Consider the following 25,203-nt stretch of genomic DNA (forward strand, 5'->3'; position numbering starts at 1 on the left):
TGCGGACACGCGGACGCACTCCACGACGACGCAGCGCTTGCACATCCCGACGAACCCCCGCACCCATGACCTGGCGGCGGGCTCAGCCCATTCTGCGGCGGATCGCTGTGCCTCGGGCTGGGTTCGCCGCTGACTCCTCGGCCGACGACAACTCCCGGCGCCGGAAAGTACCCGCGGCCAGAGTCAACGGGCCGATCAACAACACGAGCACCGCGACAGCGCCGAGCGCGACCGGCAGGCTGGTCAGCTCGGCGACCCCGCCGACCATCGGAGGGCCGAGCAAGAACCCGCTGTAGGCAATGGTTGTCGCGAACGCGACCTCGCGCTCACCACCGCCCCCGTCGGCCCGCCGCCCGGCCGAGCCACTCAACTCCATGACGACCGGAGACGCGTACGCCAAACCGACACCGGCGACGGCGAAGCCGGCGAAGGTGAGCGCCGGGGACGGCGCCATGACCGCGGTGGCCAGCCCCAGCCCACCGATCGCCGCACCCCCGATGAGCATCCGTGGTGCGCCCCAACGACGCTGGATCGCCTCACCGCACAGGCGGGTGCACGCCATGGTGATCGAGAAGCACGAGTAGATCAGGGCGCCGGTGGCCTCGCTGAGACCGCGCTCCTGCACACCGAACAGCGCCGACCAGTCCGCGGCCGCTCCTTCGGCTATCGAGGCACATAGTGCCACGCCGCCGAGCAGCCACAGCGCCGGTCGCCTGAACGGTGCCCGCCCGGCGCGCCCGCTCTTCGCGGGCACCCTCAGCAGTTCCTCGACGGGAATCCAGCGGGCGATGCCGACGGTGACGCCGCCGCAGATCACCGCGACGATGACGAAATGACGGCTCGGTGCCAGCCCTTGTCCGGCCGCGACCGCAGCGCCTACCGAACCGGCCAGCGTGCCGAAACTGAAGGCCGCGTGGAACAGCGGCATGATCGCCCGGCCGGTCCGCCGGGTCGCTGTCACGCCGGCCATGTTCATCGCCACGTCCATCACGCCGACCGTCGCGCCGAGCACGATCAGCAGCAGGCCGAGCGTCGCGGGCGACCTCGCCAGTCCCAGAGCCGGAAGCATCGCGGACCCGGCGACGCCGGACACCGTCATCACGACGCGAGCGCCGAACGCCGCGCACAGCCGGCCGGCGAGAATCGAAGCGGCGATCATACCCACGCTGGCACCGAGCAGGGACAGCCCCAGCGCACCCTCGTCCGCACCGATCTGCGCGGCCAGCGCGGGCACTCGAGGGGCCCACGAGCCAAGCAGCGCGCCGTTGAGAACGAACGCACCGAGTACCGCGATGATCCCCGGGTCCCGGCCGCCGGCCCGGTCCGGATGGGTACCGGTCATTGTCAGCTCCGTCCCGGCCCGGTCCTGGTCGAGCCACGATCGGCCCGGCGCCGGGGCACACCTGCGGAGATCTGCGTGGATCACGCCGATGGAACCGAGCGTAGGTGCGCCGGAACACCCGTCGGCCGCGATGGCAGGTTCGAGCCAAGAGGATGGCTGGTTTCCGCCAAGCGGGTGCAGCGTCAGCCTCGCGCTTTCAAAGAAGCACACTCCAGGTGAGCAAGCGTATGGGGTTGTACCCGCGTGCCCGCGTCGAGAGCGGCGGCAGCGGGGCAGTCTCGCAGGCCGGGGCGGTGCTGCTGGTCGGAGACGGTCCCAAGTCCCGCCTGAACGCCGCGATATCGGCGGCACTGGCGCCGTGGCGCAAGCCGCGGGCAGTGCACGACGACAAGGCAAGGTTCTGCTGGACATTGCGCTCGCAGCGGCTCTGGGCGACGACTGCCTGGCCGATGTCGCCATGCTGCGGGCCGCGCCCGACGTATTCGGTCCAGTGGCGTCCAACCCCACGGCCTCCCGGCTCATCGACGCCCTCGCCGCAGCATGCCCGAAGGCCTCACCGCGATCCGGTCGGCGCGGGCCGAAGTACGGTCGCGGGTCTGGGAACTGGCAGTCGCGAACGGTCCGGCCGCCGCCCGTCACGTGATCGTGGACATCGACGGCGTGCTGGTCCTCGCCTACAGCCCGCTCGCCGGCGGCCGGCTGTCCGGCAAGTGGCGTCAGGACGCCGACCTGCCCACGCCCTCACCGGCGCGGCAGTGGCTGGCCGACCGAGCCGGGTACGCCTGCCGCCGAGGGGTTGCAGCTCCTGGCCAGCTGGGCAGCCACCCAGAATCAGGCGAAGGCTGCCCCATGGCACGACGCCGAGCGTTGACGCCGCCGAGGGCATGGTCGACCGCGGTCAGCAGGTCGTCGGAGAACTTCACGCCGGAGGCGGCGGCGTTGGCGTGGACCTGTTCGGGGCGGGAGGCGCCGGTGATCGCGGAGGGGACCTCGCTGCGGCGCAGGATCCAGGCGAGCGCCAGGGTGGACAGCAATCATGCGGTACCGCACCTCGGCAGCTCGGACCTGGAGGTCTCCGAGATCTCCCTCGGACCGGTTCCGGTACCGGCCGACCCGGAGTCCCTCCTGTGGGGGGTACTGACAGGGACCCCAGGCAAGAGGATGGCGCACACCACCCGGCTAGGTGTGCTGTCCGGACAGGTTGGTGACGCGGCTTGCTGGGGGTGTAGCCGCCGATTCCCGCGGCGAGCTCGGCCGTCCGGGTCCTGTCGGTGCCCCTGGGCACGGCGCTCGGCGGACCGCTGGTGGCCGGCCTCGGCGCGGTCGGGCGCTGCGCCTGTCCGGTGCGGGCATCGCGGTGGTGGGCCTGGTCGCTGCCGTCTCGCTGACGCTGCATGCCTCGCGCACGCGCCACGAGCCGACAGCGGGCGCCACACAGTCGGCCGGCGCGGACGCGAGGGCAGAGGCGGAGGCGCGGCCCTAGGCGGTGTATCGGAGTGTGATGGTCACAACCACTCGTTGATGGATGACCTGTCGCAGCGGCTTGAACAGGGCTGCGCCAGGCCGTTCCCGTTCACCTTTACGGGCAGGCCGCAGCAACTGGACTCCATTCTCGGACAGTTCGCGTTCGAAACCACGGCCGAAGTAGTTCTTGTCGCCGGTGAGAGTCTGTCGGGGGCGCTCTCGCAGAAGTGTCGGCGTACACCTGAACGCGGCCAGTCAGGTACAGCCATACGTCCCCGGTCCTGAAGGCGGTCGAGTATTCAGGGAGGGCCGGGGCTCGCCGGATCTCTCAGGGGCGGGGCATGTCGGCCTGGCAAGGGCGCGCCCTACGCTTCAGCGCGTCGCAGAGAGGCAGGCGTACGCCCGATGAAGTCCCGCGCGGTACGGGCGAGGTGGGCCTGGTCGGCGAAGCCTGCGGTGGCTGCGGCCAGGGCGGCGGTCGAATCGGGCAGGGCGGCGATCGCGGTGCGGAGCCGGCCCCATCGGCGCAGGCGGGTGAGCGTAATGCCCACGTCCTGGCGGACCAGGGCGCGCAACCGCGGGGCAGACAGGCCGACCTCGATGGCGATGGAGGTGATGGGCATGTCCGGATCGCGCAGCGTGCACAGGTCGACAGCGTGGGCGACTCTCGGATCGAGTGGGGAGGGGCACCCCGCGAGTGTCCGCAGCTCGGTGTATCCGGCGGTCAGGTCCACACCGGCGTCGGGGCCGTCGGAATCGATGGTGCCGAGCGCGGCGAGCAGGCGGCGGACCTCGCCGGCAGCGAGCCGTATCGGCTCCGGGTAGCAGGGCAGCAGCCAGGGATCGACGAACAGGGCGATGTAGGGCGAGGTCGCCGCACAGGTGTGGGCCAACTGGGGCGGAACGATCAGCCCGGACGCCGCCACCAAGGGCCGTCCCGGCTGGCGGAGTTCGACGTGACCGCCGATCGGCAGCACGGCTTTCCACGCGGGCAGCCGGTGTTGGGTGACGCGGAACGGGCGGAATTCGGCGAACATCGTCGCTTCGGTGCCGGAGGCGAAGACGATGCGGCGATCGTTCTGTTCAAGTGCCCAGGCACGAGGTGAACGGATCATCGTGCCATGCACGCTATCGCTGCCGTCGCCTTGGCGGTGTTCCTGGTCGTCACGGGAGTCCTGCATTTCTTGGTCCCTGGCTACTTCCTCAGACTGGTACCCGCTTGGCTCCGCCGGGAGCGGCTCCTCGTGGCCGTCAGCGGGTCGGCAGAGGTCATGGTGGGTGCACTGGTGCTGGTTCCTTGCAGTAGACCGGTCGGGGGCTGGGCCGCCGCCGCTCTGATCACCTGTTACCTGGTGTCCCACTTGGACGCGCTGCGACGCGCGCGGCCGGACCTGCCCCGGCTGCTGGAACGGCCGGCCGGTGCGGTGGCTCGGCTGGTGGTGAACATCCTGTACATCGCCTGGGCGGTTGCCGTGGCCAGATCGGCGGCCTGATGCACGATACGTTTCAGGCCGCGAGGCGAGTCGGGCAGGGACGAGTCGTGAGTCCGGTTCCTGAGTCAGCCTGCCTGCCGCAGACGATCTTGTGACCTCACGAGGTCCGCTCACGAACGCGTACCAGCAACTGGGGACGTTCACCTGTACGCCGCTGGGAAGTCAAAGTCGTGCGCCGACAAGAAGCTCGCATTCGGCTGCCAGGAGGTCAAGGAGGGTCTCGCGTTCGTCGGCCTTGGCCCCGGTCAGGGCGAAGGCGATGTGCAGTCCCTGAAGGGTGCGGACCAGGTGCAGGCGCAGGCCCCAGAAGAAGCGGCTGTGGCTGGCGCAGTAGCCGTATTCGGCCCAACCTGCCAGGTCGGAGCGTTTGACGGTCTCGCGGGAGCGGCCGCATTCCACCGGGGTTGACGCTTCGCATCAGACCGGCGGCCTTGCGCAGCCGCTTGTTGTAGTCGGGCTGCTGGGCAGGTAGGGGAAGAGGTGGCGCAGGTGGGCACGGGCATGGCGGAGCCATTTTGGCCTCGGAGGTGTAGCCGAGTATGGCCTGCATCGTGGCGAGGGTGACCAGTTCCGCATCGCTCAGGCGGGGCGTCATGCCGACCGGCGGGCGCCACGGCGCCAGGTCGGGATGCTCCTTCAGTATGTCGTCGGTCGTCGCATTAGAGTGCTGTCGCGAGGGTGTCCACGTCGTTCGTCACAAAACGATCTTGGACACCCTCGTTCTCGTCTCCGCAGGCACCCCTTGGACCACAGCACCAGGAGGAACCGGTGTCATACCCGCAACTGCTCACCCCCGAGGAGAAGCTCGCGGACGCGAAGAAGCTGTTGAGCCCCCCGGACCGCGTGATCGCGATGTTCGGCATCGCGCTGGCCGCAAACCGGGCTGTGACATGAAGTCGCCGCACGAACTTTGGTCCGACCCTGTCGAGGCCGAGGCGCTGAAGGTTCGACTCGACGATCTGCATCGGGCGAAGATCCGCCTCGCTGATGAGGTGCTCGTAGTCGGCGACTACATCGGAGACAGCACCCGAGCCGAAATCGCCTACGCCCGGTCGCTGGGCAAGCCCGTGCGGTTCACGCACCCCGAAGTCGGCCCTGACTCCTGACCGCCCGCTGCCACCTCGGCAACCAGGGCCGGCAGCCCGCCGCTGACCGTCTCGCGGTGGCTTCGGCCGCCGCCCACCCCACACCCTCCGCAGGCATCCCTTGGACGGTCATGGTTCGGTGTTGAGCCGGAGACCGGGGCGGTCTACTTCGTCGTGCCGGGTGGGGAGGCATGGTTCGCAACTCGGGTGTCGACGTGTGGCTCGAGGTCCTTCACCGTTACGGCAGTTGCGTCACAGCCTCAGAGGTTCTTAGCGAGCCGGACGGTCCGGTCGGTGATGCGGTGGATTTTCGATCCCGGCTTGCCGCGGTCGGTCGGATTCGGTCCGGTCAGTGGCCCCCTTTTGCCGCCCGGACGCTGACGGAGTCGATCGCGCACCGCGACCAGTCCAGTTCGCCCCGAGCGCCGAGTTCGTCGAGGATGACCCGGTGCAGTCTGGCCCACACCCGATCCCGGCTCCACTGGGCGAAGCGCCGGTAGACCGTGGGCCAGGCCGGCCCGAACACCGGTGGCAGCTGCCTCCAGGTGCAGCCCGAGTCCCACGGGTCCTAGGGATCGCCGGATCCCGCATACGTCCCACAAGTACCTGGGATGAGCGCCCGGAGGCGGCCGGGGGTTGAACAGGAACCGCATCCGTCTCACCAGGCCTTCGGTGCGGCACGACATCCACTGTGCGGCACACGGCGCGCTACAACGAGCACAGATTCTTGGGACGACTCGGGTACGTACCACTGCCGTCGGTACGTCTGGCGGCAGCAGCCAGAGCGGCCCGACCCTCGGCGGAGGGGAGGGTGCCCGGTATCGGACACCCTCCTCTGTGGAACACCGGAGTCGGCCCGGTTGTCTGGAGTTCCACGTTCCACGCGACGAAGGACCGTGACGGTGTCGGGCCCACGTGCTGATGCCGGCGAGCGCGCCATCAGGCCGGGCCGCCATCTCGCAGCGCATGCGATCCAGAGTCTGTGCAGCGGTGTCGTGGACCTCGGGCAGGCGGCGCCCATGGCCGTTCGCATGATGCGCTGAAGCTGGTGCGGAAGCCTCTGCACCACCGCCTCCCGCACCACGATGTCGAATGACTCCACCGCGCCGCCGCGGTCTTCGGCAGACAGCTGCACGTGTTGCGGGCCGGCCGCTCACTTCTTCTTCGACGGCCGCTCCTGTACACCCGCGTCGTACGCTGAGCACCCGCCCATGACCCCTCGCAGGAGACCGACAGTGATCGTCGAACGGGCGTACGCGCACATAGTCTCGTACGACACGAACGAGTGGCCCTGGTCCGTACCGTGCGTGCGAAGCCTCCTGGCGGATGGGCTGCGGTTCACCGCCCCGGTGACCTTCGTGGTCGGCGAGAACGGCTCGGGCAAGTCCACCCTGGTCGAGGCGCTCGCGGAGGGCTTCGGCCTGGACTCCTGGGGCGGCTCGCACAGCTGGCGTTACGCCAGCCACCGCGCCAAGTCGGCGCTGGGTGAGCGGATCCGCTTCGACGCCGCCCCGCGCGGACGGCGCATGCTCGCCGCCTGGTCCGCCCGCACGGGGTTCTTCCTGCGCGCCGAGACGGCCCTGGACGCGCTGACGCGGGAAGGGCTCGCACCGGAGGCCGTCAGTCACGGAGAGGGCTTCCTCGCGGCGTTCCGAGACAGCTTCTCGCAGCCGGGCCTGTACGTGATGGACGAGCCGGAGGCCGCGCTGTCGTTCTCCTCCTGCCTGGAACTGATCGGCCACATGGACCAGTTGGCGAAGAGCGGCGGCCAGGTGGTCTGCGCCACGCACTCGCCGCTGCTGACTGCCCTGCCGGGCGCGGACATCATCGAGGTCGGCGAGCACGGCATGCGCCGGACGTCCTGGCGCGACCTCGCCCTGGTCGACCACTGGCGCCGCTACCTCGCCGAGCCCCACTCCTACCTGCGGCACATCCTGGACTGAGCACACTACCGCGGGCCCCGCCGGTACCCGAAGCGCGCGTGCGCCCGCGCGGGGTCATCACACGCACTGCCGGCACACGAAGGCGAGCAGCCTGTAGGCCATTGAGGCCCTTGTGGGCCACCATGGCCGACGCGAACTCCCTGATCGTCGCGCTCGGCCAGGAGTACGAGGCCGTCAGGGAGCCGAGCGCCTGGCCCCTGGCACCCGTGGCCCTACCGAAAGGGCTCCCGCGGGCCACCGCCGAGAACGAACTCAGGAGCCGGCCCCCGGTTGATCGGGCAGGACCGGGGCGGGCGGCGCCGACGGGAAGAGATACCACCGGGCGTTCCAAGCCGTGGCGTGTGTTCACGGCCTGGCCGCCCGGGTCCCCTCCCCGTCCGGCTGGTACCGCTCGTGGTCCTACTGCTCGGTGACCTTGCTGGCGATGCCATCCTTACCGACAGTCACCTCGACACGGACAGTGCCCTTCTTCGCCGCCTTCTCCAACTGGCCGACGGTGCACTCGACCAGGGAGTGACCCTTGCCGTCACCGCAGATCCCACCCGACCCCCAAATCTCCGTGTCGTTCGCGAGCCAGAAAGCCCGCTCACCAACCCGCAGCTTGCCCGGCGCCCAGTAGGTCAGCGTGCCGGCGAACGTACCGGCGACACCACTGTTGCCGCCCGCACCCTCGCCGCCGGAGGCAGCCGTCTTGTTGGGCGTCTGGTCCACGACCTTGCTGGCGATGCCATCCTTACCGACAGTCACCTCGACACGGACAGTGCCCTTCTTCGCCGCCTTCTCCAACTGGCCGACGGTGCACTCGACCAGGGAGTGACCCTTGCCGTCACCGCAGATCCCACCCGACCCCCAAATCTGGGTGTCCTGGGCGACCCAGAAGGCGCGCTCGCCGACGCGGAGCTTGCCCGGCGCCCAGTAGGTGAGCGTGCCGGTGAACGTACCGGCCACCGCCCCCGTGGCGGCCACAGGAGCCGAGGACGGCCTGGCGGGGTTCGAGGCGGCGGAATCTTCCGAGCCGCACGCGGTCAGGAACATCCCACCGGCCAGCAGAACGCCCAGGGCAGGAAACAGACGGGAACGGGTAGCAGTCATTGGGGAAACCCCTTCGGCTTTCGCGTCGAATCAGGACACCCCTGCCTACGGTCACCCCCACACCCGGGTTCGACGGCCTCTGCGGCCTGTTGCACGGCCCCGACATCCGTTACGAATCCGCGACACTCACCCCACCGGATCGCCTACCCGCGCGAAGAAACAGCCGCTGCCTTTTCGAAGACGCCCTTCACGGTCTCGCCGAGACAGGCACCCACCAGCCAGACGGACAGGGCGAGTGTGATCGAGGTGTTCCATACTGGCGCGATCTGCTCGCCGCCCCCCGCCACGAGCATCGCTTCCCCCGCCTGCCCCACGACGGGGCAAGGGTCCGGACGACCCGCCCGGACCCCCGCTCCTCCTCCACCCACGTTCCCCGCCCATCCGACCGCCACCGATTCCGCCCTGACCGCCACGCTGCCGGAATGGGCCGCCGCCGAGGGCTGCTTCCTGTTCCGCCTGCTGCTCGCCGCGCACATCCGCTGCCTGGCCTGGTGGAGTAACCGTCTGGAGGTCGCCGTGACCCGCGCCCGCCGCGAGGGGCCCGGCGTCGAACGGCTCGTCGGGCCCCTCGCCGACACCCTGCCCGTCCTGGTCCGTGACGAGCCCGGCGAGCCCGTGGCGGGCCTGGCCGCTCGGCTGCGGCAGGAGTGGCTGGACAGCGAGCGGCACTCCCGCGTGGACAGCCCGGACCTCGCCCGGCTGCTGGCCCGCCACCGGCGCGACCGCGCACCGCCGGATGGGCGGGCTCCAGCTCCGCCCGCTGCCCCGTCATCCACGCCCCGTAACGCCTGGTCCTGCGGTCGTCCGGGCGGCGACCGACGTCGAGGCTGCCCCGCTCCACCCGCCGGGCGACGTCATCGACCGGCCCCGGCGCCCCCATCGGCGTGACCATCGTCACAGGGACTCCCGCCGGCGAGCGGACAGAGAAGTGTGTGGACCTTTCTCTGCGCGCCCGGATACGGGCCGGTGACCCTCAGGCGTTCGCCCAGCTCTTCCGCGCCCACGCCCAGGCGGTGTACGGCCACGCCGCCCGGCTGAGCGGGGACCTGCACACGGCGGAGGACGTCGTGTCGCTGACGTTCCTGGAAGCCTGGCGGCTGCGGGAGAAGCTGCGGCCCGACGGCGAGTGGCCCGACGAGGGCGAGGGCGACGACGGCGTGCGCGCCTGGCTGTTCGGCGTGGCCACCAACGTGCTGCGCAACACGCGGCGCACCACCCGGCGGCATGCCGCCGCGCTCGGCCGGCTGCAGGGACGGCCGTCCGAACGCGACACGGCACCGGACTTCGCCGACGAACTGGTCGGCCGTATGGAGGACGCCGACCGGCTCGCCGCCGCCCGCGCGGCCCTGGCCCGGCTGAACCGCCGCGAGCGGGAGGTCTTCGCGCTGTGCGTGTGGTCGGGGCTGAGCTACGCGGCGGCCGCCGAGGCCCTGGACGTGCCGGTCAGCACCGTGCGGTCCAGGCTCTCGCGTGCCCGGCACCGGCTGCGCGGCCTGGCAGAGGCGGAACTCGCGCGCCGCGGCGGCTCCTCGGCAGGGCCACCCGCACCCGGGAGAGCGAAGGCCCGGGAAAGAACGGGACTCCAGCGCGGCAACGGACAGGTACAGGTGGGCCGCGAGCAGGCGGCCCGGTCGACACAGGGACAGGAGAGAGGCCGATGAACCCCGCTGAACGCGAAGAACTCGCCAGGTTGCTGCCGAGTCCGGGCGAGCCGGTCCTGCCGGGCGACCGCCTGGCGCACCTGGAGGAGCACCTGATCCGGGAGATCACCCGAGAGGCCGCCCCGCGCTCCCACGGCGCCCCGGGGACGGCGTCCGCGCGCCGCCCGCGTCGCCGGCGGCTCACTCTGATCGCCGTGCCGCTCGGCACCGTCGCCGCGGTCCTGGCGACGGTGGTCTCCCTCAACACGAACGGCCGGGCCGGGCACCCGGCGACCGACACGGCGGCAGTGAACCTGCTCAACCGCATCGCCACGCTCGCCGCCGCCGAGACCACCACCCCGGTCCGCGACGACCAGTACGTCTACACCCGGACCCAGGGAACCCAGCTGGTCCGGGGCGAGGGCGAGAACGTTTTCCGCCGCTCGGACTGGCAGCCGGTCGACGGCGGGCGGGACGGGCTCGCCCGGGTCACCGTCCTGTCCGGCCCCCATGCCGACGAGGGCACGTACGACATGACCCTCAAGGCCGACCCGAACATCACCACCTACCGCGAACTGCAGGCCCTGCCCGCCGACCCCGACACGCTGTACCAGCGGATCTGGGACGCCACCGAGGGACGGGCGCCGACCCACGAGGACGCAGCCCTGGAGGAGATCGGCCAGATGCTGCCGACCGCGACGCTGCTGCCGCAGGTGAACGCGACCCTGTACCGCACGGCCGCGAAGATCCCAGGGGTGACCGTCGTCGACAACGCGAAGGACGCCGCCGGCCGTCCCGGCATCGGCCTTGCCTTCGGCTCCAAGGATCGCGACGTGTGGGTCTTCGACAAGCGGACCCTCACCTACCTCGGCTCCGACGAGGTGGCCGTGCTGCAGGTCGGCGTGGTCGACAAGCCCGGCCGGACCCCGGCCGCCCCGAGGCCCGAGGCGTCGCGCGGGGTCGGCGAACCCCGGGCCGTGTAGGCCACCGCACCCCCGACGGGCGCCGCGCCGCGACCAGCCGCCACCGTCTTGACCCCTGGGCGAGTTACGTGAGGAAGTGTGAGGCCCCGTGAGCAGTGCCACGGATGCCCGGCGCGTTGAGCCGCCGCGCGAGAGGGACGACCGCCGGTTCGGGCCCGGAGGCGGCCTGGCCCCGCGGCGCGGATGCCGAGGCGTTCATCCGCGCCATCTACCAGCAGCACGGAACACTGCTGCTGCGGTACGCGGCGCGGAGGCTGGGCGGTGACTGGCACCGCGCCGAGGACCTCCTGCAGGAGGCCGCCCTCCGGGCCTGGCGCCACGCCGGACGGCTCGGCGCCGCGCCGCACGAGCAGCGGCCGTGGCTGTTCACGGTGGTACGCAACCTTCTGATCGACGACCACCGCGCGTGCACCCTGCGCCCGGCCAATCCCGACCCGCTGGACACCACAGCAACAGGAGATCCTCCGGCACATGCACTTCGACGGCAGCAGCGTCGCCCGGGTCTCGCAGATCCTCGACATCCCCGAAGGCACGGTGAAGTCACGCAGCTACTACGCGCTGCGGGCGCTGCGCAGGGCACTGCTCGTCCGCGGCATCGTCAGCTGAGGCGTACCACGGACAGACCCGAGCCGGCGGGATCCTTCTCGCTGCGCCCCATCGACGAGAGCCACGCCCGCGTCCTGGCGCGGCTGACGTACCGCCCGACACGGTCAGGGAGGTCGGCGGCCCCGAGAGTTCGCCCAGGCGAACGCGATCGGCCGGCTGGTCCGCAGCGACCTGGAGCACTTCAACGAGTGCGTGGAACAGGGCTGAGGCCCACAGCGGGCGGCTGACCGCCGGCAGCCGCACCGCCGTCGCCCGAGGCCCGACCCCCTAGGTGGTCTCCTCCGTGTCGATACGGGTGCCGACGCGCTGGTAGACGCCGGGGGTTGGAGGGTGATGGCGGGCAGTGCGGTCGGCCCGTCCGCCCCGGACCAGCCCCGCCCGCTCACGGCCGGCACGCACCGGCGGGCGCACACGTGCCTCGCACCCAACGTCACCAGCGCGTAACGATCATCGCGCCGCCTCGAACCCGCCCGGCCCGCGCGGCGTAGCGGAGTGGACAAGAGCACAAGGCGCGAGCGACGGGAGGCCCGGGCGAATGTCCATCGAGCACCTGACCGATGTCCTGCAGTACCCGGCGGACCTGGTGGCCCTGTTTGCCGCCGCTCTCGGCGGCGCGTTCCTGGCCGTCCGCAAGGACTTCGACCTGTTCGGCACGATCCTGATGGCCGAGGCGGGGGCCCTGGGCGGTGCGGTCTTCCGGGACCTGGTCATCGGGGTGACGCCTTCGGCGTTCACGGACGCCGGGTACTACGCGAGCCCCGTCCTGGCCGCCGCCCTGGTGTACTTCAGCACGACCGTCCAGCGGTGGCAGGGCGTCTTCGACGTCGCCGACGCCGGGGCCCTCGGCCTGTTCTCCGTGGGCGGCGCGATCAAGGCGCTCGCCCACGGCTTCGGCCCGCTGCCCGCCGCCGCGCTGGGCCTGGGCTGCGGCGTGGGCGGCGGCATCATCGCCGGTGTCATGGCGCGCGAGATCCCCTCGGTGCTGCGCTGGAACCAGGACCTCTACGTCGTCCCGGCCCTGGCCGGTGCGGGGACGACGGCCCTCCTGCATCACCTGGGACACCTCAACGTGCTCACGGCGCTGTGCGCGGCCGGGCTCACCTTCGCCCTGCGGCTGCTGTCCGTCCGCTTCGGGTGGCGTACCCCGCGCTCGGCCACCTGGCGCACCCTCCTGGCGGGCCTGCGGCAGCAACCGACCCTGCCGGCCGCCGATGCCGAGACGACGGTACGGATCGAGCGGGCCACAGACCCTGCCCCGCCGGCGCGGCCGGCCGCCCTCGGCCGGGCGGCGGGCGAACAGACCGTACAGCTGCGCCTGCCCGGGGTGCTGCGGGACGGCCCCACCCCCGCCCGGCACCGCGCCGGCGCCCTCCGCCAGGCCGTACCCCACCCGGTCCCGGACCCCCGCCTCCCCCTCATGGACCGCCCTCGGACACCTCCGTCACACGGCGGCGGCGCGCCCCCGACCGGCCCGTCGTAGCGACGCGCCCGCCCGACCCGCAGCCCGGCCGTCCGTCAGCACAGGCCGCTTGAGACGAGCAGACCGCACACGTCTGTCGGGCTGTCGCACTGGGTGTTACCTGCGGCCGGCACGGCGCGGATGCCGGAACGCCGTCGAGGTCTGTGATCGAGCCGGCCAGGCTCGTGGACGTGAGGTCTGCCGAAGAATCCTCGCCCGCCCGGGCGGTGCCGCTCCAGCGGAGGAGCACGCGTGCTCGCGCCCACGGGCCAGCCGATGTCTCCCCCGGCGCCCGAGCTGTCCGTGCCCGCGTCGGCCACCTCGTCGACGCAGGGGACGGGTACCGGTGCCAGGCACGTCCGTTCCAGCATGCGGCCAGCAGCCCGCTCGGCAGCCCCGGGTCGTTGATCTTGCCGAACACGAGGACCTTCCGCAGCGGCCAGACGGCAGGGAGGCCTGCGTCCGCCTGCTCGATCGCCACCTGGTCCGTCATGAAGGGCAGGTGCGTGCTGGGTCAGGCGTGCTTGCGGTGCCGGGCGATGGCGCGCCACTCGCGGGGGGACAGGCCGTAGGCCGCTCGGAAGGCGCGGCTGAAGTGGGTGCGGCTGGTGAAGCCGAAGCGGTGTGCGACGGCGGTCACGGACACGTCGGCGCGGTGGGGGCGGCTGAGTTCACGCCGGCAGGCTTCCAGCCGGCGGTGCTGGATCCAGCGGCTGACGGTGGTGCCCTGCTCCCGAAAGAGCCGGTGGACGTGGCGTAAAGAGACGTGGTGTGCCTCGGCGATGGTCCGCGGGGAGAGGTGGGGGTCGCCGAGGTGTCGGTCGATGAACGCCTGGATGCGCAGCCGCAGCAGGGTGCGTGCCGCGTCGGTACCGGTGTCGGGGAGGTCACGGTCCAGTCGCTCGGCCAGGAGGGTGGCCAGCAGGTCCGCGGCGTTGTGGGCGAGTAACTCGCCGATGTGCGGCGAGTGGCTGTTCATCTGGGTCGCGAGCCGGGTGAGGAACGGGGTGACCAGCGCGGCCGTCTCGGTGTCGGCCTCGATCGGTACCGCGGTCAGACGGTGCAGGTCGGCCGCGCGGAAGCCCAGCATCGCCCGCGGTATCTGGATGACGTGCGTGCGGAAGGGGTCGGGATAGGTGACCGTGTAGGGACGGGTGGTGTCGAAGAGGGTCAGGGAGCCGGGCCTCAGCAGTGTCTGGCCGTTGTTCTGGTCGATCACCAGGTGGCCGTGGTCCTGGATGCACACGTTGAGACAGTCGTCGTCCGTCAATTCCCCGCGCCTCGGCTTGCGGACGTGCAGGGGGTCGGCGACCGTGCTGGCGACGGTCAGGGGGCCGATCCGGCCGGCGGTGATCATGCCCGTGTAGGGCGCGTTCGTGAGCTTGGAGAGGTCCAGCCGGACAGAGGCGAGCTGCTCGTACGTCTGACCGATCACCTCGTACCAGTACGCCAGCCGATCCTCGGCAGGTACCGACGCTGTGGACACGACGCTCATGATCGTTCTCCTGGTTGATTCCTTCCCTTCCCCTTACACGCGTCCGGCTGTTGAATCGGTTCAGACGAGGAGTCTCTCTGGGAGACGTTCTCGGGCACGGACAGATACCTTCGCAGCTGGTGCCGGTTGTAGCCTCGATCCCACAGCGCTCCATCTACGCGCGCATACTCCCCCTGAGGCCGTAGGGCGGCCCACTGCCGCCACCTCTCGCGTGGACAACGAGGTCCACTTCTCCCGGAGTCCACCCGATCCGGCCGCCGGCCAGCCGACGGTGCGACCGGTCGGGCGACTCCTTCCGGACCGGAACGAAGGCTGTGAAGCGCACGACGAACAACGACACGGAGGTCAAGGAGACGCCCACCGCGGCGGCGGACCTCTTCTGTGGCCTGCTGGGACCGGTCCTGGTCCGGCGGGCGGGGACCGTGCTCGATGTCGGGCCGCCCAAACGCCGCGGGCTCCTGGTGCGTCTGCTCCTGGAGGAGGGACGTGTCGTCTCCACCGACCGTCTGTGCGAGGACCTGTGGCCGGGACGCCCGCTGCCGAGGGCGGTGGTCTCCCTGCAGGCCGACATCAGCAGGCTGCGCACCGTGCTGGAGCCGGAGCGTCCCCGGCACGGCAAGGCCGGGCTGCTGGTGCGCGAGTCCAACGGGTACGCGCTGCGCGTACCGCCCGAGGCGCGGGACACCGTCCGTTTCGAGCGGGAGGTGGCCCGGGCCGGCCGCTTACTGGCGGGCGGCCGGGCGGCGGAGGCCCGCAGGGAGGTCGAGTACGCGCTGTCGCTGTGGCGGGGGACGGCGCTGCAGGACGTCAGGGACTACCTGTTCGCTGTGCGCCCGGCCACCCAGCTCGAGGAAGCCCGCGTCGCGGCCGAGGAACTGCACATCAGCACGCTGCTCCAGGACGGCGAGGTGCGACAGGCCGTCAGCGCGGCCGAAGCGCTCACCGAGCGGCATCCGCTCCGGGAGGTGGCGTGGGGCCTGCTGCTGTGCGCCCTGTATTTCACCGGCCGTCACGCCGACGCCCTGGCACGGTTCCAGGAACTGCGCACACACCTGTCCGAGGACCTCGGCCTCCAGCCGAGCCCGGTGGTCAGCGAGCTGCAGGAGGCGATCCTCCGCCACGACCTCGCCTTCGTCACCCACACCTCGCGGTCCCTCGTCGCCGCAGGGTACGAGGACGCCCTGCTGTCGCGTGAACCGCGCGTTCTGGAGACCGTTCGCGGGTCCCGCGACGACGCCCGGCCCCAGCCGCGGCCGGGTTCGGCGGCGGACGGCACGGCACCGCGCGGCCTGCCCGACGAGGACCCCGCCGTGCTCCCGGCGGGCGGCCCCGGCCTGCGCCCCGCACAACTGCCGCCCGCTGCCGCCTTCTTCACCGGGCGCCGGGCCGAACTGGACGCCCTGCACGCGCTTGTGCCGAAGCAGGCCGGGAAGAGCGCCGCTCCCCCCGTCGCGGTCATCGGCGGGGTACCGGGCGTCGGCAAGACCACCGTCGCCCTTCACTTCGCCCACCAGGTCAGCGGCTCCTTCCCCGACGGGCAGCTGTTCGCGGACCTCCGCGGCTTCGGCCCCGGCGGTGCCGCCATGGAGCCGGAGGAGGTTCTCCAGCAGTTCCTGATCTCACTGGGCGTGCCCCCGGCGGCCGTCCCCGCGCGCACCACCGCGTGCACCGCCCTGCTGCGCACCGTGCTGGCCGAGCGTCGCGTGCTGCTGGTACTGGACAACGCACGGGACGAGGACCAGGTCCGCCCCCTGCTGCCCGGTGCCTCCGGCTGCATGGTCGTGATCACCAGCCGCAACCAGCTGCACGGACTCGTCACCACCGCCGGAGCCCGGACCCTGACCCTGGACACACCGCCCGTGGCCGACGTCCGGGACGCGCTGGCCCGGCGCCTGGGAGCGCCACGCGTCCAGGCGGAACCCGAAGCCGCCGAGGAGATCATCCGTCTGTGTGCGCGGCTGCCGCTCGCCGTGGCCCTCGCCGCGGCACGCGCCACGCTGCATCCGGAGTTTCCCCTGGGGGCCCTGGCCGACGACATGCGGGCCGGCGAAGGCACCCTCGACGCCTTCAGCAGTTTCGACACGGCCGTCGACGTGCGCGCCGTCTTCTCCTGGTCGTACGGTGCGCTGACCCCGCCGGCCGCCCGGCTCTTCCGCCTGCTGGCCCTGCACCCGGGCCCCTGCTTCTCCGCGGCCGCCGCCGCGAGCCTGGCCGGCCTGCCGCCCGCCGACACCCGCCGCCTGCTCACCGAGCTCACCCGTACGCGCATGGTCAACGAACGTGCTCCTGGCCGCTTCGGCTTCCACGACCTGCTGCACATCTACGCCAGGGAGCTGGTCGGCGAACACGAGACGGAGACGGCGCGCACCGAGGCCCTCGTCCGCATGTATGACCACTATCTGCACACCGCGTCACTCAGCGGCCCGAGCATCACCCTCACGCCGTGGTCCGCCGTTCCGCCGCCCGTCCCCGGGGTGACACCGGAGCGCCTGGGCGACGAGCAGCAGGTCATGGCCTGGTACGCGACGGAACAGGCCGTACTCAGGGCCGTGCTGCGGCAGGCCGCGGACACGGGGTTCGACCGGCACGCCACCCACCTGGCCTGGCGGATCCAGGACTACCTGGTCACCCAGGGGCGTTTGTCGGAGGCGGCCGCGGTCTTCTTCATCGCACTGGGGGCGGCCCGGCGCTGCGGAGACCAGGTCGAGCAGGCGAGGCTGCACCGCGCGCTGGCCGGCTGTCTGGGCAAGGCGGGGCGGCACGAGGAGGCCATGACTCATATGAGTACGGCAGTGGCGCTGCTCGAGGGCTGTGACGAACCCGCGGAGCAGATTCATGTGCAGCTGGCGCTCGGGGCCATCCTGCACAGGGCCGGCGACGACGAAGCGGCCCTCGCCTGCGCCTTGAAGGGACTCGACATGGCGCGACGCTGCTCCGACGAGTTGCTGGAGACGGTCGCGTGCAAGGGGACGGCCTGGTACCTGACCGTGCTGGGCCGGCACCTGGAGGCCCTGCCCTACTGTCAGCAGGCGATCGCCGACTTCCGCCGGCTGGGCTTACCGCACTGGGCGGCGTACGTGTGGAACACTCTCGGTCACGTCCACCACCACCTCGGAGATCACCGGCAGGCCATCGTGTGCTACCGGACCGCTCTCGACCTGATGGAGCGGGCGGGAGACCGGTTCACGCCCGTGGGAACACTGGTGCGGCTCGGCGACACCCACCTGAGCGCGGGTGACCTGGCCGCGGCCAGGCAGACATGGACGCTCGCGCTGGAACTCGCCGAGGAGCGTCCGGAGGTGCATCCGCTCCCGGAGATACGGCAGCGGCTGGCGGACACCGGCGAGCAGCACGGCGACTGACCCGAGAGCGTTCGCGAAGCCGCCGCTACCGGTGAACCGCCGGGGCCCGGCCGTCGTTGCATGATGCATACCGGGGGGTCGGCAGGCGACGCAGGAGTGGTCCATGGATTGCGAACAGCTGAAGTTTGACCTTGCGGCCGAAACACTGGCTGGACGGAACGGACCGGACAGCCCGGTACCGGCCTCGCACGTCGAAACGTGCGAGCGCTGCCGGCGGGAACGCGCGCAACTGCACGAGGTCGTCCGGCTGCTGTCCGGTGTGCCGCCGCACGAGTGGGACGGCGTCCCCGAACCCGATCCCGAACGGGCCCTCGCACGCCTTCGTGCGGACTCGGGACTCAGCTGATGACGTTCCGGCCTGCCAGAGCCTTCCTCAGGGCACGCAACGCGTAGTAGGAACGGGACTTGACCGTCCCCTGGGGTATGCCGAGCTGTGCGGCGACCTGGGCGACGCTGCGCTCCTCGACGTACATGAGCCGCACGATCTCGCGGTGCTGTTCCCTCAGCTCGTCGAAGGCTTCCCGCACCACGTGGGAGGTCAGGAGCCGGTCGACGGCGTCCTGCACCGGGACGTCCAGCAGCTCGACCGACCCGTTCTCCGGCGGGCGGATCCGCCGCGCACGGTGATGGTCGATGACCAGGTTCTTCACGACCGTGAACAGCCACGGCCGGGCTTCCTCGACCTTCATGCCCAGGGTGGAGGCATGCTTCCACGCCCGGACCATGGCCTCCTGGAGGACGTCCTCGGCCCGGTGCCAGTCGCCGTCGAGCAGGCGGGCGGCGAAGCTCAGCAGCAGTGTCCCGTGCTCGGCGTACAACTGCCGGACGAAGTCCTCGCGGTGGCCGCTCAGGATCTCGTCCGAGCGTCTCGTCGTGCCGTCGGTGCCCGTGCGGGGCCCGGCGTCCGTGGTCCACCTCATTCTGTGGCGCCCTCATCCGTCGATCAGGTTGGTTCCGGCAGGCCCCCGGGCAGAACGCGGGGGACGGCACCACACTGATCGGGTGGACTTGGACGATTCTTGTCGTTTCTCTGTCGGACACCAGGCCCATGGCGTGCGCCCGCGGCCGTCCGGACACTCCGTACGACCGCGGGCGCACTCGTTCGCCGTCGCCGGTTCACGCCTGCCGACGGATGCCAGGAGAATCCGGGCGTGCGACGGCTTTGGCGTACTCGGCCCGGAGCGTGTGCACCAGCGCCCTGGCCCCCAGCCGGTGCAGCAGACGCTTGCGCAGCTCCTTGCGCTGCCAGGGCGTGGTGGCACCCCAGATCCCGTCGGCTGTCAGGGACGGATTGGCCAGTGCCCAGATGAAGCACGCGCGCACCAGCGGGCAGCTACGGCACATCGCTTCGGCCGCGACGACTTCCGGGTTGTGCGGGGCATAGGTCTCGGGGAAGAACCCGTAGTTCGTCGTACACGGCTCGTCGCCCTTCATCGGGGGCATCGGCAGGCGGCGTCGGTTCCCCATCGGTGGTGCGTGTCCTTTCTCAGCTCCACGAGCGCCTGTGCACGGAGCTCCGGCTGGAAGATGCCAGTACCGCTCCCCACGGCTGTTTCGTGTAGCTCGACGAGCCGTACGGCTGCCCGGTTCACCATGTCGGTCACTTCGACCGTGCTTCCGTCACCACGTGCTCCGTCAGCGGCCGGTCGACGATCACCGCGCGCAGGCGCTGCGCCCGGCATAGGCGGCCACACGAACTGGGCGTCGTCCGCCGGAGGACCCCTACCCGCTGTGGCAGGGCGCCGAGGGGCCGGTGGCGGTGGTTCCCCTGTTCACGCTGTACGACTACTCGTTCCGCGCGCCGGGCGCCACCACGACCGAGCAGTCGCTGCGCCTCGCGCACGACGCGGGCATCGTCTGCTCCGATGAGTACTTCTTCCGCCCCGACCTGTACCCAGGCCGTGAGGCCTGTGCCGGGCCGGTGCAGGTTGCCGGTCTTGCGGCCAGAGTCCCGTGGGACCGGCGCGAGGCCGGCGTGGGCGGCGAGGTGGACGGCGTCCTTGTGGGCGGACAGGTCGCCGACGATCGCCAGGAACTCGGCGCCGAGGACCGGGCAAATGCCCGGCAGGGACTCGATGATCCCGGCTCGGTCGTCGGTGCGGAACAAGGCGGTGATCTCCGCCTCGTTCTCCTTGATCCGCTCGTCCAGTTCGAGGATGCGGTGCGCCAGCTCCTTCACCAGCCGGGCCGCCAGGTCTTCGCCCGGCAGCGACGTCTGCTACGAGGCCGCAGCCTCCATGGCTCGCTCGGGGAAGACGGCCGCGCTGCGGGCACAGCCCCGTGGTCGGCCTCTGGTATCCAGTCAGCAGGACGAGGCCGGGCCGCTTGCGGTACTCGAAGGCCCGCTCCAGGGCCGGGCAGATCCCGACCATTTCCCGCAGTCAGAGCGTCCAAGGTGCCCCACCCGCCGCACTGAGACTCGGCGCATCTCGCGGGAAATTCACTGTGATCAATACGCGAGACGACCGAACCCCGAACAGATCTTCCTCGTAGCAACGGGTGTCCAGCGGGCGCAGAACGCCGCCGTCGCCGCGCGATCGACGGGGCTCTGCTCCGGCCCGCTCCATCAAGCAGCAGGAAAGAAGACCGTGAACACACCCTGGAAGAAGATCCTGGCCAGCCTGGTCGGCCCCCTGGCCCTCACCGCTCTGGCCCTCACGACCGCCCCCGGCGCACAGGCCGCACCCCAGGCCGGCGCGGCAGCGCAGGGCACCGTATGGGAGATCTGGAACAACTACAACGGCCTGTTCCTCACGGACGACGGCTTCGGCACCGGCCAGGGCGACGTCTACGCGGCGCCCGGGACCAACCGCAGCGACCAACTCTGGCACGAGCGCGCCGGATACCGACGCTCCAACGCGTCAACCGGATACTGCCTGTGGAACGGGTCCGACCATGGGGATGAGTGGAACAAGAACGTCCATACCTTCGGCTGCGGTGACGGCACGCACTGGAGGCAGCAATGGTTCCATTACTCACACCCAGGCGGCGTAGTGATCAAGACATGGGACAACTACTGTCTGACATCGGGGGACAGGGTTCGCGATGATGGCGGTCGGGACGTCTGGCTAGAGCCCTGCAGAGCTACCAAGACGCAGCTCTGGTCGGTCCGCCCCGTCTTCTGACACCGACGGCGCCCGGCATAACCGGCGCACCTCACGTCTCATCGTGGCTGACGTCCAAGAAGACAAAGTGCGGACTTCCCCTACTGCCTCACATGCCTCACATGCCTCACCGATCGTCGCGACCCCGGATAAGGCCGGCGCTCGGCAGCGTGAGCGCTGAACCACCTTGAAAGTGATACCGAGGACTCCGCCTGCACAAGCAGTCCCGGGGGCCGTGGACGGCCGACGGCGTGACCATGAGGAATGCCCGCAGCCGGCCCAACGGCTGCGGGCAGTCCTCGGTTCTGGTCGGTCGGGGTGGTTACTCGCGTGTTGCTGCGCCCTTTGGGATCCAGCGGGTGAGCTTGTTGATGCGGCGGCAGGGGCGGCAGTCAGTCGGGGGCTCGTGCTCGCCGCGCAGATGGATCATGACGGAGAGTCCGGTGACGACGGCACCGAGGACGATCAGCACGTACAACACGTCGAACATGGTCCGTATGAGGATCTCCCCCTTGTCAGTTCTGGGCAGTGGCGCCGGTGGCCAGGCCGAGGGTTATGCGGCGGGTTTGCTCGGCGTCCAGTTCCTCGTGCAGCCGGGCGGCTTCCGTGCCATCAGGTTGTCGCCTTCGCCGCGCGATGCCACGGTGCGCGTTGTCCACAGCGACGACGTACGCGTGATGGCCGTGCAGCCAGCTGCCCTTGCTGGTCGGCTCGGCCAGCGCCTCCCACCGGACGTCGACCAGGTGCCGGGCCCGGTTCCGCTCGGCGCGGGCCTCTTCCTCCGCAGCGAGCGCGGCGCACGTCGTTGTACTGCCCCACCGCGAGGCTCAGCGTCATGAGCCGCTTGGCCTCGGCGTTGAGCCCGGGGGAAGCCAGGCGTCGCGGGCCCTGAGGACCGCCCTGGCCACGGGGCTGTCGGTGTCTTCCAGGTCGGTGATGCCGTTGAGGCCCTCGACGGTGATGGGTGCGGTCACGTTGGTCTCCTTGGTTCGGTTGTCGGGGTCGATCCCTGCGGACTTGAGGTCGGGGCAGACGGTCTGGCGCACGCAGCGCGCCGCCTCGGCCAGCGACCGGACATTCGTCTAGCCCGCCATCCACGCCTCGGCGAGCAGCCGGGCCCGGGTCGATCACGGTGGCGACCGCTCGGGGGCCTTTGCCCATGTCCCGGCGGATCCGGCCAACGAGGTGGTCACGGTCTGGCCGACGTTCCCGGCGGCTGCCCAGCAGGCCATGCCCCCAGACCGTGCGCCAGGCGGGAAATCCGCAGGCAGAGCCCGCCACTTGCAGCCCGGATCTACTCTCAGGCCGGGGTGGGCAACAGCCCTTCGAGCAGGGCTCATTCGGCGTTCGTGGTGTGTCCGAGGGGTGGCGGCGAGAGCCCATGGCGAGGGCCTTCGGGCTGTGCGGTGGTTGGCCCGCCGTCCGAGCGGACCACCGCAGGTCAGGAGCTGTTGATGAGGTCGAGGGTGGATTCGATGGAGTTGAGCTGGGCGACGATGTGCTTGACCCACTTGTCGCCCGGGTGGGCTGCGGCGTGCGGGGCGACGGTGCCGGTGATTGAACCGACGGAACTCGGTCAGCTTCTCCCTGACCACCGCCCGTTCTTATGCCTCCAGCACCGCCCGCTCGGCTCCGAGCTGATAGCCCGCCTGCCGGGTCCAGGTCAGCGGGGGCCAGCCCTTCTCCGCGGCCTGGTCCTTCAGCGCGGCGAGTCCGGAGCGGACCTGACTGGCGACAGGTCGCTGGCGCGTACCAACTGGTGGAACTCAAGGCCGACGGGCCGGGCCTCGAACAGCACGAACCGCAGGGTGTCCGCGTGGCGTCCGGCGGCATCGCCCCGTCGCCGTGAGGCGCGGGGCATCCTCATTCGCCCTTGAGCAGGCGGGCCAGTTCGTCATCGACATCGACCTTGCCGGTGTCGACGGCCGTCTCGATCCAGTCCAACGTCGCCCGCACCCGGGCGACGTTCTCGTGCACGAGCGTGCGTTTGTCGTCGTCCAGAGTGCGGTCCCGCAGGCCCGGAACGGTCCGGCCAGCGGCGGCCACGAAACGCACACCACGTCTCCGTACGCCACGTCCACCGGCTCTTCCAGTAACAGGACACCACCGTCAGCCGCTGGATCCAGCACCGCCGGCTGGAAGCCTGCCGGCGTGAACTCGGCCGCGCCTTCCGAGCGGCCTACGGCCTGTCCCCCCGCGAGTGGCGCGCCATCGCCCAGCACGGCAAGTCCGTGCGACCACCGAGCACGCATCTGCCCTTCATGTGGTCGGGGGTGAACCGCTCGTGCCGCCCTGCCGTAGAGCCGTGGGAGGCTCGCGGTCCGTACGGCGCCGGAGAAGGCCACCGAGTAGTGCGCCACGTGAACCGGCCGCGCCCGCCTCCCTCCACAGAAACCACGAGATCGACCGAATCCTTCGGGGGCACATCATGAAGAACAACACGCCTTACCGGCCCGCCGGCGCACGCCCCATCGCGGCCGGAAACCTGCTGCGCCGGCTGTACCTGGCGGTCTGTGCCGCCGTTCTCGTCTGGTCCCTGGCGGACCAGGTGGCGATCGAGCATGCGGACGCCAGCTTCTCCGCCGTCTGGCCGCTGCTGCTGACCGCGCCCGGCAGCCTTGTGTGGCTCGTGCTGCCGGGCGAGCCGCTGGTCAGCTATGTTGCGGCCGTCTTGCTGGGCGCGGTCGTCAACGCCTGGGGCTGGGGATGGCTGGTGCGGAAGGTCATGGGCGGTGAGAGGGCGTGACGACCGGGCCCACCCAGGAACTGACGACCGGGGCCATTCAGGAACTGCTGGGCACGCTGCCGCTGATCGACAGGTTCTGCACCGTCGACGAGCTGCACGCGTTCATCGACCGTCTCGCCGCGGACCGGTCGGACGTGTGCCGTCTGAGGCGGATCGGCACCTCCCGCCTCGGAGAGCCCCTGCGCCTGCTGTCCGTCGGGCACGGGCGCAGGAACGCGCTGGTCGTCGGGGGGCCGCACCCCAACGAACCGGTCGGGCTGCTGACCGTCCAGCACCTCGCCCAGCTCGTCGCGGACACGCCCGCCCTGCGCGACGGAGCGGACCTGACCTGGCACTTCATCCCCTGCCTCGACCCGGACGGCACACGCCTGAACGAAGGCTGGTTGGACGGGCCGTACACGCTGCGCCACTACCACACGGAGTTCTACCGGCCCGGCTTCGCCGACCAGCCCGAATGGACCTTCCCCGTTACGGACGACGCGGCCTGGTTCGACCGCATGCTGCCCGAGACGCAGGCCCTGGCCCGCGTCATCGACGAACTCCGGCCGGACTTCCAGTACTCCCTGCACAACGCCGACTTCGGCGGCGTCTTCTTCATCCTCAGCCGGCCTCTGCCCGGGGTGGCGGACGATCTCGCGGCCATCGCCGCCGCACACGACGTGCTGCTCTCCCGTGGCTCGGTCGACACCCTGGGCTGGACGGAATCCGGTCCCGGCGTCTACCTGATGCCCTCCGCCGGAGAGCTCACCGCCGCCGCCGCGCGCCACGGCACGCCCCCGGACTCCGGGCTCTCCAGCTCGCACTACGCCCAGCCGCACGGCACGACCACCCTCATCACCGAAGTTCCGCTGTGGCGGGACGCACGCGCCAACGACCTCACTCCGGCCGGCCGCCACGGCGACGTACTGCGCGAGGCAGCCCGGCAGCTCGGAGCCGACCGGCAGGAGCTGCGAGGGCTGCTCGAGCAGGCCAAGCCGTACCTCGTGGTGCCCACGCCGATGCGCGCGGCACTGGCCGGCCACCTCCAGCAGAGCGCCGACCTGGCCCTCGCCTACGGCGCGATGGCCGGGGCCGGCCAGGAACGGGACGCCACCGTGGCCGACGCGTTCGCCGCCCGGTGCATCGTGCACATGCTGCGGTTGCGCGGCGCCGGGCTGCTGAACCGCCGGCTCGGCCTCGAGTGCGCAGCCGGCAACCAGCCGCCGGCCGTGCGCAGCGCCCTCGCACGGACCCGTCGCCTCTTCGAGGACTGGTGCGCCGACGCCGAGCGCGAACTGACGGCCGAGGTGCATCCCCTGCGCGACCTGGTGGCCGTGCAGATGGGCGCCGCCCTCGCCGTACTGAGGCGCCTGGGGAGTCGCCATGAGAAGGACGTGCAAAGACCTTGAC

20 protein-coding genes and 11 pseudogenes are annotated in these 25,203 nt (G+C 71.0%); 15 read left to right on the forward strand and 16 right to left on the reverse strand.

The features are described 5' to 3' along the window. Positions 1-82 precede the first annotated feature (82 nt). Positions 83-1,342: an MFS transporter gene (locus tag IE255_RS35720; RefSeq protein WP_190054576.1), complete on the reverse strand. Its 1,260-nt coding sequence runs from the start codon at positions 1,340-1,342 to the stop codon at positions 83-85. A gap of 227 nt (positions 1,343-1,569) precedes the next feature. Here IE255_RS35720 and IE255_RS39660 point away from each other — a divergent pair. Further along, positions 1,570-2,023 (forward strand): annotated as a pseudogene (locus IE255_RS39660) (transposase); the annotation flags it as partial. Between the two features lie 35 nt (positions 2,024-2,058). Here IE255_RS39660 and IE255_RS40495 read toward each other — a convergent pair. The 3 genes and pseudogenes from IE255_RS40495 to IE255_RS39670 form a co-directional block, all read right to left on the reverse strand. Next, positions 2,059-2,376 (reverse strand): aldo/keto reductase, encoded by a 318-nt coding sequence (locus IE255_RS40495; protein WP_372487634.1) that lies wholly within the window; start codon positions 2,374-2,376, stop codon positions 2,059-2,061. A 490-nt stretch (positions 2,377-2,866) separates the two neighbouring features. Continuing rightward, positions 2,867-3,034, reverse strand: a pseudogene (locus IE255_RS40625) (IS982 family transposase); the annotation flags it as partial. Positions 3,035-3,171: 137 nt separating this feature from the next. After that, complete coding sequence (locus IE255_RS39670; RefSeq protein WP_229906754.1) at positions 3,172-3,987, reverse strand: helix-turn-helix domain-containing protein; 816 nt, start codon at positions 3,985-3,987, stop codon at positions 3,172-3,174. Between IE255_RS39670 and IE255_RS40665 the strand changes: the two genes are divergently transcribed. Continuing rightward, positions 3,928-4,299 (forward strand): DoxX-related protein, encoded by a 372-nt coding sequence (locus IE255_RS40665; protein WP_190054577.1) that lies wholly within the window; start codon positions 3,928-3,930, stop codon positions 4,297-4,299. The genes IE255_RS39670 and IE255_RS40665 overlap by 60 nt on opposite strands. 180 nt (positions 4,300-4,479) lie before the next feature. Here the strand turns inward: IE255_RS40665 and IE255_RS35740 are convergent. Continuing rightward, positions 4,480-4,997: pseudogene (locus tag IE255_RS35740) on the reverse strand (transposase family protein); the annotation flags it as partial. 70 nt (positions 4,998-5,067) lie between these two features. Here IE255_RS35740 and IE255_RS35745 point away from each other — a divergent pair. After that, positions 5,068-5,405 (forward strand): annotated as a pseudogene (locus tag IE255_RS35745) (hypothetical protein). Between the two features lie 266 nt (positions 5,406-5,671). On the opposite strand, the pseudogene IE255_RS35750 reads toward IE255_RS35745, so the two are convergent. Then, positions 5,672-5,940: pseudogene (locus tag IE255_RS35750) on the reverse strand (transposase); the annotation flags it as partial. Between the two features lie 679 nt (positions 5,941-6,619). Here IE255_RS35750 and IE255_RS35755 point away from each other — a divergent pair. Next, positions 6,620-7,327, forward strand: a complete 708-nt coding sequence (locus IE255_RS35755) for an AAA family ATPase (protein WP_190054578.1) — start codon at positions 6,620-6,622, stop codon at positions 7,325-7,327. 399 nt (positions 7,328-7,726) lie between these two features. On the opposite strand, the gene IE255_RS35760 is transcribed toward IE255_RS35755, so the two are convergent. Continuing rightward, positions 7,727-8,419, reverse strand: a complete 693-nt coding sequence (locus IE255_RS35760) for a hypothetical protein (RefSeq protein WP_190054579.1) — start codon at positions 8,417-8,419, stop codon at positions 7,727-7,729. Positions 8,420-8,665: 246 nt separating this feature from the next. On the opposite strand from IE255_RS35760, the gene IE255_RS35765 reads away from it, so the two are divergent. The 6 genes and pseudogenes from IE255_RS35765 (at position 8,666) to IE255_RS35785 (ending at position 13,128) form a co-directional block, all read left to right on the forward strand. Beyond that, positions 8,666-9,307, forward strand: a complete 642-nt coding sequence (locus tag IE255_RS35765; protein WP_190054580.1) for a condensation domain-containing protein — start codon at positions 8,666-8,668, stop codon at positions 9,305-9,307. Between the two features lie 44 nt (positions 9,308-9,351). Then, entirely contained in the window at positions 9,352-10,080 is a 729-nt protein-coding gene (locus IE255_RS35770; RefSeq protein ID WP_190054581.1) for an RNA polymerase sigma factor, read from the forward strand. Next, positions 10,077-11,042 carry a CU044_5270 family protein gene (locus tag IE255_RS35775; RefSeq protein WP_190054582.1) on the forward strand — a complete coding sequence of 322 codons (966 nt, stop codon included), beginning with the start codon at positions 10,077-10,079 and terminating at the stop codon, positions 11,040-11,042. Before IE255_RS35770 ends, IE255_RS35775 begins: the two co-directional genes overlap by 4 nt. Before the next feature lie 104 nt (positions 11,043-11,146). After that, positions 11,147-11,386 (forward strand): annotated as a pseudogene (locus IE255_RS39675) (sigma factor); the annotation flags it as partial. A gap of 127 nt (positions 11,387-11,513) precedes the next feature. Next, on the forward strand, positions 11,514-11,648 hold the full coding sequence (locus tag IE255_RS39680) for a sigma factor-like helix-turn-helix DNA-binding protein (protein WP_229906755.1): 135 nt from the start codon (positions 11,514-11,516) through the stop codon (positions 11,646-11,648). A gap of 535 nt (positions 11,649-12,183) precedes the next feature. Then, positions 12,184-13,128 (forward strand): trimeric intracellular cation channel family protein, encoded by a 945-nt coding sequence (locus IE255_RS35785; protein ID WP_190054583.1) that lies wholly within the window; start codon positions 12,184-12,186, stop codon positions 13,126-13,128. 493 nt (positions 13,129-13,621) lie between these two features. On the opposite strand, the gene IE255_RS35790 is transcribed toward IE255_RS35785, so the two are convergent. Beyond that, positions 13,622-14,602 carry an AraC-like ligand-binding domain-containing protein gene (locus IE255_RS35790; protein WP_229906756.1) on the reverse strand — a complete coding sequence of 327 codons (981 nt, stop codon included), beginning with the start codon at positions 14,600-14,602 and terminating at the stop codon, positions 13,622-13,624. A 314-nt stretch (positions 14,603-14,916) separates the two neighbouring features. On the opposite strand from IE255_RS35790, the gene IE255_RS35795 reads away from it, so the two are divergent. Beyond that, the gene (locus IE255_RS35795) at positions 14,917-17,964 is read left to right on the forward strand and encodes an AfsR/SARP family transcriptional regulator (protein ID WP_190054584.1); all 3,048 of its coding nucleotides are present in this window, start codon (positions 14,917-14,919) and stop codon (positions 17,962-17,964) included. A gap of 338 nt (positions 17,965-18,302) precedes the next feature. On the opposite strand, the gene IE255_RS35800 is transcribed toward IE255_RS35795, so the two are convergent. The 3 genes and pseudogenes from IE255_RS35800 to IE255_RS39690 form a co-directional block, all read right to left on the reverse strand. Then, positions 18,303-18,884: a sigma-70 family RNA polymerase sigma factor gene (locus IE255_RS35800; RefSeq protein ID WP_190054585.1), complete on the reverse strand. Its 582-nt coding sequence runs from the start codon at positions 18,882-18,884 to the stop codon at positions 18,303-18,305. Positions 18,885-19,080: 196 nt separating this feature from the next. Next, entirely contained in the window at positions 19,081-19,431 is a 351-nt protein-coding gene (locus IE255_RS35805) for a WhiB family transcriptional regulator (RefSeq protein ID WP_190054586.1), read from the reverse strand. 448 nt (positions 19,432-19,879) lie between these two features. Then, positions 19,880-20,336 (reverse strand): annotated as a pseudogene (locus IE255_RS39690) (transposase); the annotation flags it as partial. A gap of 216 nt (positions 20,337-20,552) precedes the next feature. Between IE255_RS39690 and IE255_RS35815 the strand changes: the two are divergent. Beyond that, the gene (locus IE255_RS35815; protein ID WP_190054588.1) at positions 20,553-21,089 is read left to right on the forward strand and encodes a ricin-type beta-trefoil lectin domain protein; all 537 of its coding nucleotides are present in this window, start codon (positions 20,553-20,555) and stop codon (positions 21,087-21,089) included. A 301-nt stretch (positions 21,090-21,390) separates the two neighbouring features. Here the strand turns inward: IE255_RS35815 and IE255_RS35820 are convergent, their stop codons facing one another. From IE255_RS35820 to IE255_RS35830, 5 genes and pseudogenes are all read right to left on the reverse strand, one after another. Next, the gene (locus IE255_RS35820) at positions 21,391-21,558 is read right to left on the reverse strand and encodes a hypothetical protein (RefSeq protein ID WP_190054589.1); all 168 of its coding nucleotides are present in this window, start codon (positions 21,556-21,558) and stop codon (positions 21,391-21,393) included. A gap of 343 nt (positions 21,559-21,901) precedes the next feature. Continuing rightward, entirely contained in the window at positions 21,902-22,114 is a 213-nt protein-coding gene (locus IE255_RS35825) for a hypothetical protein (protein WP_190054590.1), read from the reverse strand. Positions 22,115-22,190: 76 nt separating this feature from the next. Next, positions 22,191-22,447, reverse strand: a pseudogene (locus IE255_RS39695) (transposase); the annotation flags it as partial. Positions 22,448-22,509: 62 nt separating this feature from the next. After that, positions 22,510-22,929 (reverse strand): annotated as a pseudogene (locus IE255_RS39700) (RacP protein). Positions 22,930-22,931: 2 nt separating this feature from the next. After that, positions 22,932-23,117, reverse strand: a pseudogene (locus IE255_RS35830) (DUF6192 family protein); the annotation flags it as partial. Between the two features lie 2 nt (positions 23,118-23,119). On the opposite strand from IE255_RS35830, the pseudogene IE255_RS40630 reads away from it, so the two are divergent. From IE255_RS40630 to IE255_RS35840, 3 genes and pseudogenes are all read left to right on the forward strand, one after another. After that, a pseudogene (locus tag IE255_RS40630) lies at positions 23,120-23,227 on the forward strand (helix-turn-helix domain-containing protein); the annotation flags it as partial. A gap of 269 nt (positions 23,228-23,496) precedes the next feature. Next, a complete protein-coding gene (locus IE255_RS35835) occupies positions 23,497-23,814 on the forward strand; it encodes an SCO4225 family membrane protein (RefSeq protein ID WP_229906757.1) in 318 nt (105 codons plus the stop codon). Continuing rightward, positions 23,811-25,202: a M14 family zinc carboxypeptidase gene (locus IE255_RS35840; RefSeq protein WP_190054591.1), complete on the forward strand. Its 1,392-nt coding sequence runs from the start codon at positions 23,811-23,813 to the stop codon at positions 25,200-25,202. Before IE255_RS35835 ends, IE255_RS35840 begins: the two co-directional genes overlap by 4 nt. Position 25,203 lies beyond the last annotated feature (1 nt).

It is taken from the genome of Streptomyces lomondensis (genome assembly GCF_014651035.1).
Classification (GTDB): domain Bacteria; phylum Actinomycetota; class Actinomycetes; order Streptomycetales; family Streptomycetaceae; genus Streptomyces; species Streptomyces lomondensis.

Bases quoted from the DNA above. Each gene is read 5' to 3' on its own strand.
- IE255_RS35790 (WP_229906756.1), bottom strand. From the start codon at position 14,602: ATGAGCGTCGTGTCCACAGCGTCGGTACCTGCCGAGGATCGGCTGGCG.
- IE255_RS35835 (WP_229906757.1), top strand. From the start codon at position 23,497: ATGAAGAACAACACGCCTTACCGGCCCGCCGGCGCACGCCCCATCGCG.
- IE255_RS35720 (WP_190054576.1), bottom strand. From the start codon at position 1,342: ATGACCGGTACCCATCCGGACCGGGCCGGCGGCCGGGACCCGGGGATC.
- IE255_RS35820 (WP_190054589.1), bottom strand. From the start codon at position 21,558: ATGTTCGACGTGTTGTACGTGCTGATCGTCCTCGGTGCCGTCGTCACC.
- IE255_RS35805 (WP_190054586.1), bottom strand. From the start codon at position 19,431: ATGGGGAACCGACGCCGCCTGCCGATGCCCCCGATGAAGGGCGACGAG.
- IE255_RS35800 (WP_190054585.1), bottom strand. From the start codon at position 18,884: ATGAGGTGGACCACGGACGCCGGGCCCCGCACGGGCACCGACGGCACG.
- IE255_RS35775 (WP_190054582.1), top strand. From the start codon at position 10,077: ATGAACCCCGCTGAACGCGAAGAACTCGCCAGGTTGCTGCCGAGTCCG.
- IE255_RS39680 (WP_229906755.1), top strand. From the start codon at position 11,514: ATGCACTTCGACGGCAGCAGCGTCGCCCGGGTCTCGCAGATCCTCGAC.
- IE255_RS39670 (WP_229906754.1), bottom strand. From the start codon at position 3,987: ATGCAGGACTCCCGTGACGACCAGGAACACCGCCAAGGCGACGGCAGC.
- IE255_RS40665 (WP_190054577.1), top strand. From the start codon at position 3,928: ATGCACGCTATCGCTGCCGTCGCCTTGGCGGTGTTCCTGGTCGTCACG.
- IE255_RS35785 (WP_190054583.1), top strand. From the start codon at position 12,184: ATGTCCATCGAGCACCTGACCGATGTCCTGCAGTACCCGGCGGACCTG.
- IE255_RS35760 (WP_190054579.1), bottom strand. From the start codon at position 8,419: ATGACTGCTACCCGTTCCCGTCTGTTTCCTGCCCTGGGCGTTCTGCTG.